Source organism: Apilactobacillus kunkeei DSM 12361 = ATCC 700308 (assembly GCF_001281265.1).
GTDB classification, from domain to species: domain Bacteria; phylum Bacillota; class Bacilli; order Lactobacillales; family Lactobacillaceae; genus Apilactobacillus; species Apilactobacillus kunkeei.
In genome coordinates this window covers 1-16,762 of record NZ_JXDB01000009.1, presented here as the reverse complement: position 1 = coordinate 16,762, position 16,762 = coordinate 1, and the positions used below count along the sequence as shown (strand labels likewise).

At 36.5% G+C, this 16,762-nt stretch carries 14 protein-coding genes; 11 read left to right on the top strand and 3 right to left on the bottom strand.

Annotated features, from left to right (window positions below):
• The first annotated feature begins 37 nt into the window (after nt 1-37).
• The gene (gene wecB, locus RZ79_RS04755; protein ID WP_054450598.1) at nt 38-1,165 is read left to right on the top strand and encodes a non-hydrolyzing UDP-N-acetylglucosamine 2-epimerase; all 1,128 of its coding nucleotides are present in this window, start codon (nt 38-40) and stop codon (nt 1,163-1,165) included.
• Nucleotides 1,155-2,045: a YihY/virulence factor BrkB family protein gene (locus RZ79_RS04750; protein ID WP_034534840.1), complete on the top strand. Its 891-nt coding sequence runs from the start codon at nt 1,155-1,157 to the stop codon at nt 2,043-2,045. Before wecB ends, RZ79_RS04750 begins: the two co-directional genes overlap by 11 nt.
• Before the next feature lie 45 nt (nt 2,046-2,090).
• Here RZ79_RS04750 and RZ79_RS04745 read toward each other — a convergent pair whose 3' ends face one another.
• Nucleotides 2,091-2,546, bottom strand: coding sequence for a flavodoxin (locus RZ79_RS04745; RefSeq protein ID WP_176589797.1), 456 nt, complete (start codon nt 2,544-2,546; stop codon nt 2,091-2,093).
• Between the two features lie 79 nt (nt 2,547-2,625).
• Between RZ79_RS04745 and recX the strand changes: the two genes are divergently transcribed.
• The 4 genes from recX (at nt 2,626) to RZ79_RS04725 (ending at nt 6,704) form a co-directional block, all read left to right on the top strand.
• Complete coding sequence (gene recX, locus RZ79_RS04740; RefSeq protein ID WP_054450280.1) at nt 2,626-3,429, top strand: recombination regulator RecX; 804 nt, start codon at nt 2,626-2,628, stop codon at nt 3,427-3,429.
• 31 nt (nt 3,430-3,460) lie between these two features.
• Nucleotides 3,461-4,570 (top strand): AI-2E family transporter, encoded by a 1,110-nt coding sequence (locus tag RZ79_RS04735; protein ID WP_054450279.1) that lies wholly within the window; start codon nt 3,461-3,463, stop codon nt 4,568-4,570.
• 37 nt (nt 4,571-4,607) lie between these two features.
• Nucleotides 4,608-5,018 (top strand): glycerol-3-phosphate cytidylyltransferase, encoded by a 411-nt coding sequence (gene tagD, locus RZ79_RS04730; protein WP_053795662.1) that lies wholly within the window; start codon nt 4,608-4,610, stop codon nt 5,016-5,018.
• 108 nt (nt 5,019-5,126) lie between these two features.
• Nucleotides 5,127-6,704 (top strand): peptide chain release factor 3, encoded by a 1,578-nt coding sequence (locus tag RZ79_RS04725; RefSeq protein WP_054450276.1) that lies wholly within the window; start codon nt 5,127-5,129, stop codon nt 6,702-6,704.
• A 19-nt stretch (nt 6,705-6,723) separates the two neighbouring features.
• On the opposite strand, the gene RZ79_RS04720 is transcribed toward RZ79_RS04725, so the two are convergent.
• Together RZ79_RS04720 and RZ79_RS04715 are read right to left on the bottom strand one after the other, a co-directional pair.
• The gene (locus RZ79_RS04720; protein WP_054450275.1) at nt 6,724-7,761 is read right to left on the bottom strand and encodes a MucBP domain-containing protein; all 1,038 of its coding nucleotides are present in this window, start codon (nt 7,759-7,761) and stop codon (nt 6,724-6,726) included.
• A gap of 101 nt (nt 7,762-7,862) precedes the next feature.
• Nucleotides 7,863-10,034, bottom strand: coding sequence for an ATP-dependent Clp protease ATP-binding subunit (locus tag RZ79_RS04715; RefSeq protein WP_054450274.1), 2,172 nt, complete (start codon nt 10,032-10,034; stop codon nt 7,863-7,865).
• Nucleotides 10,035-10,513: 479 nt separating this feature from the next.
• On the opposite strand from RZ79_RS04715, the gene RZ79_RS04710 reads away from it, so the two are divergent.
• The 5 genes from RZ79_RS04710 (at nt 10,514) to RZ79_RS04690 (ending at nt 16,357) form a co-directional block, all read left to right on the top strand.
• Nucleotides 10,514-10,780 (top strand): phosphocarrier protein HPr, encoded by a 267-nt coding sequence (locus tag RZ79_RS04710; protein WP_034531608.1) that lies wholly within the window; start codon nt 10,514-10,516, stop codon nt 10,778-10,780.
• Nucleotides 10,781-11,020: 240 nt separating this feature from the next.
• On the top strand, nt 11,021-12,208 hold the full coding sequence (locus tag RZ79_RS04705; protein ID WP_053795658.1) for a glycosyltransferase family 4 protein: 1,188 nt from the start codon (nt 11,021-11,023) through the stop codon (nt 12,206-12,208).
• An 8-nt stretch (nt 12,209-12,216) separates the two neighbouring features.
• Complete coding sequence (locus RZ79_RS04700; protein WP_054450271.1) at nt 12,217-13,239, top strand: glycosyltransferase family 4 protein; 1,023 nt, start codon at nt 12,217-12,219, stop codon at nt 13,237-13,239.
• A 2-nt stretch (nt 13,240-13,241) separates the two neighbouring features.
• Nucleotides 13,242-14,255, top strand: coding sequence for a lysylphosphatidylglycerol synthase transmembrane domain-containing protein (locus RZ79_RS04695; protein ID WP_054450269.1), 1,014 nt, complete (start codon nt 13,242-13,244; stop codon nt 14,253-14,255).
• Nucleotides 14,256-14,296: 41 nt separating this feature from the next.
• On the top strand, nt 14,297-16,357 hold the full coding sequence (locus tag RZ79_RS04690; RefSeq protein WP_054450267.1) for an LTA synthase family protein: 2,061 nt from the start codon (nt 14,297-14,299) through the stop codon (nt 16,355-16,357).
• The last annotated feature ends 405 nt before the right edge of the window (nt 16,358-16,762 follow it).

Sequence of the window (16,762 nt, the reverse complement as noted above, 5' to 3'; positions counted from 1 at the left end):
TTGTGGAGGCATAAACTTGAAAAAACCGATTAAAGTGATGACCATCTTTGGAACTCGTCCAGAAGCTATTAAGATGGCTCCAATCATTCTAGAAATGAAAAATAATTTAGAGGAGTTTCAACCCATCACAGTTTTGACTGGCCAACATAAAGAAATGCTAGATCAAGTTATGGATATTTTCCATATTGAAGCTGATTACAATTTACACGTAATGAAAGCACAACAAACCTTAAGCTCAATCACAACCACTGTCATTAACAAACTAGACAGTATTATTAACGAAGCCAAACCAGATATGATTTTGGTCCATGGTGATACCACAACCACATTTGCTGCTGCAGTCAGCGCATTTTATCACCAAATTCCACTAGGTCATGTTGAAGCAGGGCTTAGAACCTGGGACAAGTACTCTCCATATCCTGAAGAAATGAACCGTCAAATGACCGACATCCTTTCAGATGTGTACTTTGCACCAACTGAATTAAGCAAAGAAAATCTGTTAAAACAAAACCTAAAAGAAGACCGTATCTATATTACAGGGAATACTGCAATTGATGCGTTAAAACAAACCGTTGATAGAAATTATCACCACAGCGTGTTAGATGATATTGACAAGACTCACAAGATTATTCTATTAACCATGCACCGTCGTGAAAATCAAGGTGAACCAATGCGTCGTACCTTTGAAACAATCAAAAACGAAGTATTAAAAAGAAAGGATATCGAAGTCGTATATCCAGTCCACTTGAGCCCATCAGTTCAATCTGTTGCTCACAGCGTGTTTGATGGGGTGAACCGTGTGCACTTAATCGAACCATTGGATGTTGTCGATTTCCATAACATGGCAGCTCGCAGTCATTTCATCATGACTGACTCTGGTGGAGTCCAAGAAGAAGCTCCTTCATTAGGTAAACCAGTATTGGTACTAAGAGAAGCTACCGAGCGTCCAGAAGGAGTCGATGCAGGAACACTAAAACTTGTGGGAACTGATCCGAAAAAGATTAGTGCAAGCATTGACCAACTATTAGACGATACAGAAGAATACAAGAATATGGCCACTGCCAAGAATCCTTACGGGGATGGAACTGCTTCTAAGCAAATCTTAGACGCAATTAAAGAAGTGTTTGCTTCTAATAAACTAAGTGGTGATAATAATGAAGCTTAATAAAGACACCGCTAGAAAATGGAAGCATTTCTTCCTAGTCGTAAAGAAGCATTATAAAGAATCCAACGTATCCGATTCAGCAGTCGTGATTGCCTTTTATTCTTTGCTATCACTATTCCCAGCGACAATCATCGTTGGAAACCTACTAGAATTGTTGCACGTTAACCAATACGAAATTTTAGACTATCTAGAACCATTATTACCTTCGACGGTTTTCAAGACAGTTAGTCCTATCGTTATTTCAGCTTTAAAGGGAGCCAATGCCGATAAGTTATCGATTGGTTTAATCGTTGCCATCTGGTCAGCTAGTCGGGCCTTAGCAGCGTTTCAACGGGCGGTTAATTCGTCATATGGAATTAAAAACGAAAGTAATCTGATGAATCGAATCGTTTCGTTTATCTGGATGCTATTGTTGGTAATTTCGCTAGGAATTTTCCTATTATTCTTTGGTTTTGGAAAGGTCATCATTAGTTACTCAGCTTATCTAATGGGATTATCCAAGATGAATGTGGGACTATTTATCCTGTTGAGATATCCTTTGACCGTCATTGGGGTATTCCTATTGGTACTATTGATGTATTACTTCGTGCCAAATGTTAACACAAAGTGGCGTTATGTTTGGATGGGATCATTAATCGTTACAATCGGTATGATTGTTCTATCCAAAGGATTCTCCATTTATCTTCATTATTTCGCACGTAGTGTTGATGCCTATAAAGCATTAGGAACCTTTGTTATTTTAATGCTTTGGTTATACATCATTGGTATGATATTGATTTTAGGGGCGGTCATTAATGCCTCCGTGCAAGACGTTAAGAACGTCGAAATTAAAGGCAGAAAGCCTAGCATCAAATCATTTATTCCAAACAAGAAGAGATAAGATTGCAAAACAAAAAATCGTTGATAAACATCAACGATTTTCTTTTTAACCATTTATTTTTTTGTAAGTATCAACTAAGCTTGAGGCAAATTCGTCAAGTTTTTCAATGTCATCTTCATCTGGTTCCAAGTTGATTTTAACACCTTCAAAACCTTGAGTAGCGTTAGTCTTCTTGAATTGGTTGATGAAGTCATCAACTGAAGTATTGAAGAATTCTTCATAGAAGATATCACCAGAACCGGCAACACCAAAGACCTTGTTTGAAAGATCTAAGTCACCTAGGTCGTCGAAGAAGTCTAAACCTTCTTCTGGAAGGTGACCTTCGTTGTAGGTGTATGCACAAACGACACAGATATCTGCATCTTCAAAATCTTGAGCATCTGTTTGTGAAATTTCGGTTTGGGTAACTTCAGCGCCTAAATCTTCTAGGCCTTCAGTAACGATATCAGCGACGTCTTCGTTGTTACCTGTGATGGTTGCAAAAACTACATGTGCTTTCAAAGTAATATACGTCCTTTCGCAATCTGATAACTAATTATACCAAATGTAAAATGGGATGTTAAATAAAGGAGTGAGAGTAATGGCATCTAAAATCACCATGATTGAAGCCCAAAAGAGAAAAGAGCGTTTTAATGTTTACGTAGACGGGGTATACGCGTTTCCAATCAGTGAAAATGTAATGATTAAATATCGTATCTTTAAGGGAATGGAAATCGACGACGAGCTAAAAGAAGAGCTCGTCAATGCTGATGACATTTCCAAACTTTACAGTAAGGCGATTAACTTCTTATCCCACCAATTAAGAACTGAAAACGAAGTCGTAAAGAAACTTCAAACCTATAGTGAAAACGAACAACACATTGCTGTAGTCATGCAGAAGTTGGTTGAATTAAAACTAGTTAATGATCAAAGCTACGCTGACAGTTACGTGCGAACGGAAGTAAAGAAGCAGGATAAGGGACCATCAAACGTCTTTTATAAGCTAAAGGAAAAACAAATCAACGAAAACTTGATTGAAAATGCCTTGAATAACTTCTACTCACACGAAGAAATGATTGAAAACTGCCAAATTCAAGCCGATAAAATTTTTAAAAAACATAAGCGTGATGCGTACAAGAACCGTTTGGATAAGACCAAACTAGCGCTGATGAAGAAGGGGTATCCAACTGACGTAGTTTTAAGCGTCATGGAGGACATGGACTTTGAAGTCGATGAAGAAGACCAAATGGATTTATTGAGACAACAGGGTGACAAGATTTGGCATCGTAATCGTAAGTATGATGGGATGCAAAGAGTCATGAAGACCAAGCAAGCACTTTACCGCAAAGGTTTTGATATGGATGATATCAATTCATTCATAGATGATAAAAATATGGATGAATAAAATGGTATAATGATTATTGGAGGTTTCGAATATGTTTAATAAAATTAAAAATTCCTCGATAATCCTATGGACAGTGGAATTGCTACTGGTCGTAAGCATTATCTGGATATGTACAAAACTTGAGTTTATTTTCAGCCCAATTGGGATGTTTATCTCAGCAGTATTCATGCCAATCCTAATTGCTGGGGTATTGTTCTACATGCTAAACCCAGTGGTTAACCTAATAATGAAAATTAAGATTAGTAAAACCAAAAGAATTTCCCGTAACTGGGCAATCTTGATTGTATACATATTTCTAATTGGAATAATCGTATATCTATTCTCATCATTTCTACCACGTTTGGTAACTCAGGTAACCAACTTGGTTACTAACCTACCAAAGATTGCCGATGATATTAATCACTATGTGGAAGTGCACAGTCAAAAGGGTATCTTTAAGAAATTCTATTCATCAGAATACATTTCTTCACTACAAAGTTACGTTTACAACTACTTCCAACACAGTTTAGGTGGGATTACTTCTAGTGTCGGATCAATCATTTCAACCGCTGCTTCAGCTGTGATTGTGATGATTACCGTCCCAGTGGTATTGTTCTATATGCTAAAAGATGGTCACAAGATGATTCCAAATATCGCTAAGATGTTGCCACCAAGAAGTCGTCGTAGAACTATCAAGCTATTGGGAAAGATGAGTGATACCATTTCTCACTACATCGGTGGTCAGATGATTGAATGTTTATTCGTTGGTGTATTCACATCCATCGGATACGTTCTAATCGGCCAAAAGTATGCACTACTGCTAGGGGTGTTTGCCGGAATCTGTAATATCATTCCATACGTTGGTCCATACATTGGAATCATGCCATCAGTATTTGTAGCACTTTCTACCAGTGTCAGCGAATTAGTATGGGTGGTAATCGTGGTAGTCATTGTTCAACAACTAGACGGTAACTTGGTTTATCCAAATGTAATCGGAAAGTCTTTGAATATTCATCCACTAACCATTATAATAATCTTAATGGCTGCCGGAAATATTGCTGGTTTAATGGGAATGATTCTAGCAATTCCACTATATGCCGTTGTGAAAGTGGTCGTGCAATACATCTACAGTATTTGGATGATTGAACAATCACACAAGTGAGTTAGCAAAAACAAAGAGAGACAAAGCAGGAGATAATATGACAAAAGTAATTACTTATGGAACATTTGACCTATTACACAAGGGTCATGTTCGTTTATTAAAACGTGCCAAGGAATTAGGTGACGACTTAACAGTTTGTGTTTCTACCGACGAATTTAACGCTGAAAAGGGTAAGAAGGCTTACACTTCATACGAAGACAGAAAGTATGTTTTAGAAGCTATTCGTTACGTTGATCACGTGATTCCAGAAAACAACTGGGACCAAAAGATTAAAGACGTTGTTGATAATAACATCGACATATTTGTTATGGGAGATGACTGGGAAGGCAAGTTCGACTTCTTAAAGGACTACTGTAAAGTCGTTTACCTACCAAGAACTGAAGGTATTTCAACTTCTAAAATCAAGAAGGACTTAGGTCTTACTGACGAAGGCGATTGGAAGAAATAAAAAAGACATCCTCGATTTAATCGGGGATGTTTTTTAATTCACATATGGAAGATTGTTTTAATATGTTACAATTGTATTTATATATTATAAAACGGAAGGATTCGAATAATGGGTAATAAAAAAATAGAGCAAAGCGTTGATAAGCGTCGTACTTTTGCCATCATCTCTCACCCGGATGCTGGTAAAACTACAATTACTGAACAATTACTATTGTTTGGTGGAATTGTTCGTGAAGCCGGTACTGTTAAGGCTAAGAAGTCAGGTAACTTTGCAAAGTCTGACTGGATGGAAATTGAAAAGAAACGTGGAATTTCTGTTACTAGTTCAGTAATGCAATTTGATTACGCTGGTAAGCGTATCAACATCTTGGATACCCCTGGGCACCAAGATTTCTCAGAAGATACTTACCGTACTTTGATGGCCGTTGACTCTGCAGTCATGGTTATTGATGCTGCCAAGGGGATTGAACCACAAACTAAAAAATTATTCCAAATTTGTAAAATGCGTGGAATTCCAATCTTTACTTTCATGAACAAACTTGATCGTGATAGTCGAGACCCAATGGAATTAATCAGTCAACTAGAAGATGTCTTGGGAATCGAAGGATACCCAATGAACTGGCCAATCGGTTCAGGAAAAATTCTAAGAGGACTATACGATCGATACAACAAACGTGTCGAACTTTACCGTCCAGAAGATGAAAATAATCCATACTTACCATTGGATGAAGACGGTAACTTGTTAGAAGACAACAAGTTAGCTGACGACAGTGTTTACCAAGATGCTAAAGAAAGCATGGATCTAATCACTGAAGCGGGTAATCCATTTGACGAAGAAAAGATTAAGAATGGTGAACAAACTCCCGTATTTTTTGGTTCAGCCTTGGTTAACTTTGGGGTAAAGACTTTCTTAGATGCATATCTAAACTTTGCACCAAAACCAGGTGAACACGAAACTGAAAACGACGTTGAAGTCAAACCTGAAGATGAACAATTCACTGGTTTCATCTTTAAGATTCAAGCTAACATGAACCCTAAGCATAGAGACCGTATCGCATTCGTGCGTGTATGTTCTGGAATGTTTGAACGTGGGATGGATGTTACTTTACAAAGAAACCAAAAGAAACTACGTCTATCTAACGTGACTGAGTTCATGGCTAACACTCGTGAAAACGTTGAAAACGCCGTAGCCGGTGACATCATTGGTTTATACGATACTGGTAACTTCCAAATCGGTGATACCATTTACTCTGATAAACGTGATGTTAAGTTCACCAAGCTACCTCAATTTACACCTGAACTATTCATGAAGGTTTCCGCTAAGAATGTTATGAAACAAAAATCATTCCACAAGGGAATCCAACAACTAGTTCAAGAAGGTGCGGTTCAACTTTACACATCATACACTACCGGTGACTACATCCTAGGTGCCGTTGGTCAACTTCAATTCGAAGTTTTCCAATTCAGAATGCAAAACGAATACAACTCTGAAGTTGTAATGGAACCAATGGGTAGCAAGACTGCTCGTTGGATTAACCCAGACCAATTAGACGAAAAGATGTCTTCATCTAGAAACATCTTGGTAAAAGACGGTCATGGCGATCCATTGTTCTTATTCGAAAACTCATTTGCTGAACGTTGGTTCAAGGAAAAGTATCCAGATGTAGAACTTACTTCAAAACTATAAAATAAAAAGAGCTTAGATGTTATCTAAGCTCTTTTTTTACGTCATCTGAAACGATGTAGTGCAGGTTATTAATTTCGACCCATTGGACATTGTTTTGATCAACAATCTCCTGGGTGACGATGAAGGAGTTACCATTGTGGAGGAATCCAATACAGCTACCGTAAGGGAAGTTGTATACGACCACACTCTGATGATTATCGTTTTCAACGGTTGCAGGGTAGTGTACTTGTTCAATCTTCCAAGAATCCGTATTGGTTAGTTCTTTAGCGAATGGATATTGCATTCTAAAGAAGTTTCTATCGACAATCCATTGGTTTGGTCCGATATTTAACCACAGAGCGTCGTCAGTAGTGACTTGATAGAATACCTTCCAAATACTTTTCTTTGGTAATAAGACGTGAAGCACATCACCGTTAGTGTCGTTGTAGACTCTGGTGTATTCTCTTAAACGAATGTAGAACGTGTCCTTTTGGACGCTGTGCCAATCGTTTCGACGGTAGTAGATGATTAAATGCTTCATGTAGTCATCGAAGATACCGTTTGAATCACCGGAATAGTTGACTAGTTTAAAACCAGATAGTTCTGGGATGTTAATTTGAAATTCATTGTTATATTTACCGATTGCCATTTGAGGAAGACGAATCATGGAATATGTATCATAGTTAATGAAGAAAATATTAACTGGTTTTCCATTCAATCGATTATATTGAAGTGTGACTTCATTATCTTCTTTTTGCATGTAGGTGGAAACACCCATTATTTTGAATAAAACGTAGTGATCAAAATCGGGGATGATGAAACTGACTGGATCACCGACGAATCCATGAATTACGTTGAACTCGTGAAGATAGTGACCGTCTTCATCTACATAGTAGATAGTCATCTTTGCCCTTGGTTTAGGAGAAGGAGAAGGGGTTTCTTCAATATTATCGGCTGTTGCTTCTACAGGTTCATCAACGGTTTGCGTTGTGAAATCTGTGAAGTCATTTTCTTGTGATTCATCTGGTTGACGTTTGGGTCTAAACAAACGAATGATGTCATGAATAAAATGAAACATACCTTTTCCTCCTCTCTAATAACCATATTAACATATGATAGTACAAAAAAAGTTAAAAAAACAGCTAAGAATAAGTCTTAGCTGTTTTTATATCTATTCAATTATTTAGCGTTAACGAATACTTTGTTTTCGTCGTTGACCTCAACGCTTAGATGCTTGCTGCTTGGGTTGTTTAGATAGTAGTCAGCGACCTTATCCTCAACTTCTTCTTGGATTACACGGCGAAGTGGACGCGCACCCATTTCTGGGTTGTAGCCTTTTTCGACTAGTTTATCCTTGGCAGCATCAGAAACATCGATGGTGATACCACGGTTTTCAAGCATCTTGTTAACATTGTCTAGCATTAAGCTGACAATCTTCTTCAAGTCATCCTTGCTTAGTTGGTTAAATTCGACGATGTCATCGAATCTGTTTAGGAATTCTGGTTTGAAGTAATCACCTAACTTATTCAATACTGAATGAGTCTTGTTGTTAGCTTCGGCACCAAAACCAACACTAGCTGTATAAGCACCGGTACCTGCGTTACTTGTCATGATGATGACAGTATCCTTGAATGATACAGTTCTTCCCTTAGAGTCGGTCAAACGACCATCATCTAGGATTTGTAGGAAGGCGTGGAGAACGTCAGGGTGAGCCTTTTCAATTTCATCGAAAAGAATTAAGCTATAAGGATTTCTTCTTACCTTTTCGGTTAATTGACCGGCTTCATCGTAACCAACGTAGCCAGGAGGTGAACCGATTAGTTTAGAAATGGAATGTGGTTCACGGTATTCAGACATGTCGAATCTAATCATTGCTTCTTTGGAACCAAATAGTTGCTTAGCTAATTGCTTTGCAAGTTCAGTCTTACCAATTCCGGTAGTTCCTACAAATAGGAATGATCCGATTGGACGACCAGTTCCGTTGAAACCAATTCGATTACGTTTGATAGCACGTGCAACCTTCTCGATTGCTTGGTTTTGTCCGATTACGCTACCAGCTAGCTTCTTGTCTAAGTCCTTTAGATTATCCTGTTCTTGTTCTCGCAATTGACCAACAGGAATCTTAGTGATTGATTCGATAATTCCTTCGATATCCTTCGTAGATACAGTAGGGTAGGTATTATCGGATTCGTCAAAGTCATTTAGCTTGTAGTTAAGTTCTTCAATCTTATCACGATAGAAGGCGGCCTTTTCATAGTCTTCCTTTTGTAGGGCATCCTTCTTTTCACTTTCGCACTTGCTTAGTTCTTCCTTTAAATCATCAGGTGACTTAACGTCTGATTTGATATTAAGTTTAGAACCAGCTTCATCGATTAAGTCGATAGCCTTATCTGGCAAGAAACGATCTTGGATGTAACGGTTTGATAGGTAAACGGCAGCCTTGATGGCATCACCACTGTATTTGACGTGGTGATACTTTTCATAACGACCCTTGATACCGTTTAAGATATGAAGTGCTTGTTTCAATGAAGGTTCATCAACTTGGACGGTTTGGAAACGACGAGCCAGTGCTGAATCTTTTTCGATACCACGGTATTCGTTTAAGGTAGTAGCACCAATTAGTTGGAAGCTACCACGAGCTAAAGCAGGCTTTAAAACGTTTCCTGCATCCATGGCACCATCGGCATTACCGGCACCCATAATTTCATGAATTTCATCAATGAATAAAATGATGTTCTTGTTGGATTGAACTTCCTTGATTAGTTCTTGCATTCTTTGTTCGAATTGACCACGCATGGATGTTCCTTGAACAATGGATACAACATCTAATCTAATGACACGTTTGTTCTTTAATTTATCTGGAACTTCGTGATGAGCAATCTTTAGTGCTAGTCCTTCGACGACAGCAGTCTTACCAACACCGGCTTCACCGATTAGAACAGGGTTGTTCTTGGTTCTTCTGTTTAGGATTTCAATCACACGATCAATTTCCTTATCACGACCAATAACGGGATCAATCTTGTTCTTTTTTGCTAAGTCGGTTAAATCATATCCATACTTTGCTAACACAGAGTTGGAATTGTTGTTATTGTTATTTTTTTGCTGATTGTTCTCAGGACGGTGGATAGAATTTTGATTGCTTTGATTCATCGCGTTAAATAGGTCATCTAAGCTACTGAAACCAAATGGATCATTCATCATATCAACACCTCCGTTATTACGATATTGTTCGGATTGTTGACTCAATTTGTGGTAACAGTCCTGACAAATATCAATATGTCTCTTTTCGCCATTAAAATTGACGAGTAAATGAATGGTTGCCTCATTTATATGGCAGTTTTCACATTTCATACGACTGCTCCTTTCTGAAAACAACTAAATGGTTAAAGGTTATTTTGACCTTTACTGACCATTTGTAGAATTATTATAACTCATCGTAAATTTAGTGCAAGTAATTTGATTAGATTAAAATAATGTCTATTTTTTTCATATTTTTTAATTATGATATGTTTTAATTAGTATCAATCGTATATAATATATATTGAAAGAGGGAATATAATTATCGCAGATAAGAATTATACTGAATTATTAAATGACCTAAAAGACAACAAAATCAAAGAATTGGTAGTCAAACCCGACGAGTTCACTGAGTTTCAAGTTGCATACATGAACTTTGATACCAGAAAACGCGTGATAGGGAAGGCAGATCAGAACGGTGTAATTACGTATACTTACCTATCTGATAGTGGTACCAATAGTTAAAAATGTTGAGTTTTATCACATTAATTGATATTCTAAAATTAGTATAAGAATAAAAGGAGATTTTCAAAATGGAAAAACGTCAATTTAAAGTTGTTTCTGAAACTGGAATCCATGCTCGTCCTGCAACACTTTTAGTTCAAACTGCTACTAAATTCAAATCAGAATTAAAACTAGAATACCTTGGTAACACTGTTGACTTAAAGTCAATCATGGGTGTTATGTCATTAGGTGTTGGTCAAAACGCCGAAGTAACTGTTATTGCTGATGGTCCTGATGAAAAAGACGCAATTGAAGCAATTGCAAAGTCATTCAAAGATGAAGGATTAACTGATTAATTACAAGTTATATATGGTACGTCTATTAAAATAATGAGTCAGAAATATTTTATGTTTGGTTGTCATAATAGTTCATTGTCATTATTGAACGAATATGGAAACAACTACTTCGATAGAATTGTTCTGGCTCGTTTTTTTTTATTAAAATAGGAAATTATGGCATTCACATGAGTTTGCAATGCAAACAGCAAAACAATATAATTACAAATAATTAATAATAAAAGAAAAGGAGGTGCTACTATGAATATTGGAATTTTTACGGATACTTATTTTCCACAGGTCAGTGGGGTTGCCACATCCATTAAGACATTAAAAGATCAATTGGAAAAAGATGGTCATCAGGTGTATATCTTTACCACGACTGATCCTCACGTTGATAAGGCCACATACGAAAAGAATATTTTTAGATTTTCCAGTATCCCCTTTATTTCTTTTACTGACCGCAGAATCGCGGTAAGGGGAATGATCCAAGCTTATCAAATTGCTAAGAAACTTAACTTGGACATTATTCATACACAGACTGAGTTCTCAATGGGAATCATTGGTAAGTTCGTGGCGAAGTTCTTAAGAATCCCATGTGTACATACTTATCACACAATGTATGAAGACTACTTGCACTACGTAGCTAAGGGAAAGCTATTAAGACCGGTACATGTTAAAGATGCAACCTTAGCGTTTTGTCACAACATGTCAGGGGTAGTGGCGCCAAGTAAAAAAGTATTAGACACGTTAGTTAGATACGGGGTAAAGAGCCCAATTAGGATTATCCCAACCGGAATTAATATCAATAAATTTGCGACTCAATCTGATTTTGATTTACGTAAATATTTAGGGGTAGATAAGGACGCTCCTGTGTTATTATCAGTGAGTCGTTTGGCTTACGAAAAAAACATCAAAGAATTAATTAATTGCATGCCAACAATCTTGGCTGACAAACCATTAACCCAATTAGTGATTGTGGGGGATGGACCAGCCGGAGAAGATTTGAGAAAACAAGTCGATGACATGAAATTAAATGCAAACGTTAAATTTGTTGGTGAAATTAATAACGATGAGGTATATAAATATTACCGAGATGCCGACTTGTTTGTATCGACATCTAATTCTGAATCACAAGGTTTAACTTATATTGAAGCAATGGCTGCCGGAGTTAAGGTTGTGGTTGCATCAAGTCCATATACTGAGGACCTATTAAGTGATAAGGCATTAGGGATGACCTTCTCAAATAAAGATGGCTATGTTTCAAGCGTATTGGAATACTTGAATCAAACTAAAGCTAAACCAGATCAATCAAAGGAAGAACTTAGACAAACTAAGTTACATGAAATATCATCTGAAAACTTTGCCAATCGAATTGTAGACTTTTATAAGAGTGCTCAATTAGATTTCAACAAAGAATTTAGCGATGATAATGGGATAAGCGACTAGGAGGATTTATGATAAAAATAGATATGTTTTCAACTGCCGACAAGGTAAAGGGACAAGGAGTTGGCAGTGCCTATCTAGAATTAATTAAATTAATGGAAAAGCGTTTTTCAGATGAATTTGACATTGAAATCAATGATCCAAATAAATCTGATATTACTCACTACCATACAATTAATCTAAGATATTACCTCTCTACTTTCCAAAAGAAACGTGGAAGAAGAATTGGGTATGTGCACTTTCTACCAGAAACATTAGAAGGAAGCTTGAGTTTACCCAAGCCAATCAAATGGATTTTTTATAAGTATGTAATTGCGTTCTACAAACGAATGGAACATATTGTAGTAGTTAATCCAACTTTTATACCTAAGTTGGAAGCGTATGGGATTAATCGTGATAAAATTACTTACATTCCAAACTTCGTTAGCAAGAAGGAATTCTATCCTTACACCGAAGACGAAAAGTTGGCCGCTCGCAATGAACTTGGCATCGATAAAGACAAGTTCGTCGTTGTGGGAACTGGTCAGGTGCAAACCAGAAAGGGAATCCTTGATTTTGCCAAACTAGCTGAAGAAAACCCAAATGTCGAATTTATTTGGGCAGGTGGTTTTTCATTTGGTAAAATTACTGATGGATACAAGAACTTAAAACTCTTGGTAGACAATCCACCCGCAAACCTTAAATTCCCAGGAATTGTGGACCGTGATAAATTAGTTCAATACTACAACGTTGCTGATTTATTCTTACTACCATCATTTAACGAATTGTTCCCAATGTCAGTGCTGGAAGCATTCTCTTGCGGAACTCCAGTTATGCTTAGAAGTTTAGATTTATATAAAGAAATCATCAGTGGTTACTATGAACCATTTACTACTTTTGAAGAAATGAATGATAGTTTACATCGCTTAATTGATAATAGAGATGAACTAAAAGAATTGTCTGATAAAGCACTAGCTGCATCTGATTACTATTCAGAAGATCATCTAGCTTCAATTTGGCATAAATTCTATAAAGGTCAGATAAAAGAGGGATAGTAATGTCGAAGAGAAATGTAATAACTTTCTTTATGATGTTTCTAATCGGGATACTGATTTTTTGGTATTTCATAAGAGATATCAATATGGATGTATTGATTGCAGATTTTTTTACTATTAATTGGTGGTGGATTGCCGTTGCCTTCCTATGCATGTTGCTATACTTAGGACTAGAAGCGGTGGTTACTAAGACAATCGTTGATACTCAAGTTGATCACTTTACTTGGTGGGATGCGATTAGAGTCCCATTGGTAGAACAACTATTCAACGGAATCACACCATTCTCATCAGGTGGACAACCAGGACAACTATATGTAATGGTTCAAACGGGTGTGGATGCTGGTAAGGCTAGTTCAACGCTGTTGATGAAGTTTGTTGTCTTTCAAACCATGATAGTAATTAATTTCATTTTGAGTCTTATTGTCGGTTTTCAATACGTGGAAGAAAAGCTACACTATCTAGCTTGGCTGGTATTGTTTGGCTTCTTCGTTCACCTATTTGTAATTGTCGCCTTGTTATTAATCATGTATTGGTATACATTTACTAAGAAACTGGTTGATAATTTGGTAAAACCATTTAAAATCTTTATGAAGGATGAAAAGTACCTTTCATTTAAAGAGATTTTAGACAACAAAATCGATACATTCCATATGGAAAGCATCAGAATTGCTAAACAATGGAAGCTAATGTTAAAGATTATTGTTATTACTTTCTTCCAGCTAGCTTTCTACTACCTAATTCCATATTTCATCATTTTGGCATTAGGATTTGATCAAGTTAACATCATCATGATTGTTAGCTTACACGTATTAATCTTTATGATAATCTCATTATTCCCAATTCCAGGAGGAGCTGGGGGAGCAGAGTACAGTTTTGAAACTTTGTTCAAGAGTTTTATCATCAATAACACAAAGTTAATTCTCGCGTTAATTGCTTGGCGCTTGATAACTTATTACTTAGGAATGATTTTAGGGGCGATAGCATTCTTTATTCGTCCCAATAAGATTGATAAGTAAATTTACTAACACTTTATATTTTTTATTTTGGAGGCATAGAAATGTCTAGTCATATTAAGAACACCAGAAAGTTCTTTGATACAAAATTTGGCTTTTTTGTATTAATTGTGGCCTTATTCTGGTTGAAAACATATATTTCATACCGTATTGATTTTACCTTAGGTGCAAAGGGGGGCATTCAACAATTCCTATTGGCTGTTAACCCACTTCCAGCTGCATTACTAATCTTTGGGATTGCTTTGTACTTTAGAGGTAAGCTTGCTTACTGGCTAATGATTATTATTGATTTAATCGAATCAATTTGGATTTTTGCCAATGTTTTATACTACCGTGAATTCTCTGACTTCCTATCATTTGGAATCATCAAGGGTTCAGGTACTGTTCAAAACAACCTTGGTAAGAGTTTAGCTGAAATCTTACATCCATTAGATTTCTTCGTATTTATCGATATCATTGTATTGATTTTATTACTATTATTCAGAGTAATTAAGGTGGATCATGCTCCATTTAAGAAGAGAAACGCCTTTGCAATCACCATCTTATCTTTAGTATTGATGTTTGCTGAATTTGGTGTATCTAATGCAGACAGATCAGGTCTATTAACAAGAACTTTTGATAACAACTACATTGTTAAGTACCTTGGTTTAAATGAATATGCAGCATTTAATGCATATCAAACTCACAAGGAAAGTCAAACTAGAGCTGAAGCTAAACCATCTGATTTAAATAGTGTCCTTACATATCTAAAGCACAACCGTAGTAAGTCTAATATCGAATACTACGGTAAGGCTAAGGGTAAGAATGTCTTTATCATTCATTTGGAAAGTTTCCAACAATTCTTAATTGATTACAAAGTTGATGGTAAGGAAGTAACTCCAAACCTAAACAAGTTCTACCATAACCAAAATACATTATCATTTGATAACTTCTACCACCAAGTAGCTCAAGGTAAGACCTCTGATGCTGAAATGATGCTAGAAAACTCACTATTCGGTTTACCAGAAGGATCAGCAATGGTTACTTATGGTACTCAAAACACATACCAAGCTGCTCCAGCTATCTTAGCTCAAAAGGGTTACAGTACTGCTGCATTCCATGGGGATGTGCCTAGTTTCTGGAATAGAGATAATGCATACAAGTCATGGGGATACCAATACTTCTTTGATTCAAACTACTACACTGAAAAACCATCATACAGCGTTGGTTACGGTTTGAAGGATAAGATCTTCTTTAAGGATGCTGCACAATACATCCAACAATTACCACAACCATTCTATGCAAAACTAATTACATTAACTAACCATTATCCATATGAATTGGATAAACAAAATGTATCATTCCCAGCAACTAAGACTGGTGACAACACTGTTGATCCATACGTACAAACTGCTCACTACCTAGACCAAGCCTTTGGTGAATTCATGAATTATCTAACTAAGACAGGTCTAATGAAGAACAGTATGATTGTGCTATACGGTGACCACTATGGTATTTCAAACAACCATAGACCAGCTATTGCTCAATTACTACACAAGAAGTCTATTAACAGCTTCGACTTAGCACAATTCCAAAAGGTTCCATTCATGATTCACATGGACGGACTAAAAGGTGGAATTGACCACACTTACGGTGGAGAAATTGACGTATTACCAACACTATTACATCTATTGGGTGTAAAGGACGATAATACTATCCAATTTGGTAATGACTTGCTATCTAAGAATAGAAACCAAGTTGTTGCATTCAGAAATGGAGATTTTGTATCTCCTGAATATACAGTAGTAGGTGGAAGTGTATACCTAACTAAGACAGGTAAACAAATTACACCAAACAAGAAGCAAGCTGCTGAAATCAAGAAAATGCAAAACCACGTGACAACTGAATTATCTCTGTCGGATAAGGTGGTGCTAGGTGACTTACTACGTTTCTACAACCCTAAGGGCTTCAAGAAGGTAGATAAGAAGTCATACAGTTACAAGTATGCTGATGGAATGAAGCTTCTTAAGGAAATGGATAAAAAGAAGAAGACCGATCTATTGAATAAGTTAAAGAAGAAAGATACATTGAACTTATACAAGACAGACGCACCTGAATTAAAATAATTTCAAAATAAAAAGGACGACTTTAAAAGTCGTCCTTTTTATTTTGAAATTAATGTTGACGCGGTGTCGATATTTTGATAATATAAATATTACTGTTGATGAGGCGGTCAAAAGCCTCGTTAAAACGTTAAAAAATCAGTAAAAAACTGTTGACTTTACGTTAACAAGATGGCATAATATTTATTGTTGTCGATAAGCGACAAACGTTGATGTGAAAACATTCATCAACAAAATAAATAAAAAAAGTTATTGACACCGTGTTGATAATTTGGTAATATTAAATAGTTGTCAATTGAGACAACGGTTGATATTAAAAGGTAGATCTTTGAAAACTGAACAAGATTGATAATCGATGATGTGTAAGGAACTTACAACTTGGTTGTAAGAATTAAACATTGCGAAGTC

Bases quoted from the DNA above. Each gene is read 5' to 3' on its own strand.
- wecB (WP_054450598.1), top strand. From the start codon at position 38: ATGACCATCTTTGGAACTCGTCCAGAAGCTATTAAGATGGCTCCAATC.
- RZ79_RS04750 (WP_034534840.1), top strand. From the start codon at position 1,155: ATGAAGCTTAATAAAGACACCGCTAGAAAATGGAAGCATTTCTTCCTA.
- recX (WP_054450280.1), top strand. From the start codon at position 2,626: ATGGCATCTAAAATCACCATGATTGAAGCCCAAAAGAGAAAAGAGCGT.
- RZ79_RS04735 (WP_054450279.1), top strand. From the start codon at position 3,461: ATGTTTAATAAAATTAAAAATTCCTCGATAATCCTATGGACAGTGGAA.
- tagD (WP_053795662.1), top strand. From the start codon at position 4,608: ATGACAAAAGTAATTACTTATGGAACATTTGACCTATTACACAAGGGT.
- RZ79_RS04725 (WP_054450276.1), top strand. From the start codon at position 5,127: ATGGGTAATAAAAAAATAGAGCAAAGCGTTGATAAGCGTCGTACTTTT.
- RZ79_RS04720 (WP_054450275.1), bottom strand. From the start codon at position 7,761: ATGTTTCATTTTATTCATGACATCATTCGTTTGTTTAGACCCAAACGT.
- RZ79_RS04715 (WP_054450274.1), bottom strand. From the start codon at position 10,034: ATGAAATGTGAAAACTGCCATATAAATGAGGCAACCATTCATTTACTC.
- RZ79_RS04710 (WP_034531608.1), top strand. From the start codon at position 10,514: ATGGAAAAACGTCAATTTAAAGTTGTTTCTGAAACTGGAATCCATGCT.
- RZ79_RS04705 (WP_053795658.1), top strand. From the start codon at position 11,021: ATGAATATTGGAATTTTTACGGATACTTATTTTCCACAGGTCAGTGGG.
- RZ79_RS04700 (WP_054450271.1), top strand. From the start codon at position 12,217: ATGATAAAAATAGATATGTTTTCAACTGCCGACAAGGTAAAGGGACAA.
- RZ79_RS04695 (WP_054450269.1), top strand. From the start codon at position 13,242: ATGTCGAAGAGAAATGTAATAACTTTCTTTATGATGTTTCTAATCGGG.
- RZ79_RS04690 (WP_054450267.1), top strand. From the start codon at position 14,297: ATGTCTAGTCATATTAAGAACACCAGAAAGTTCTTTGATACAAAATTT.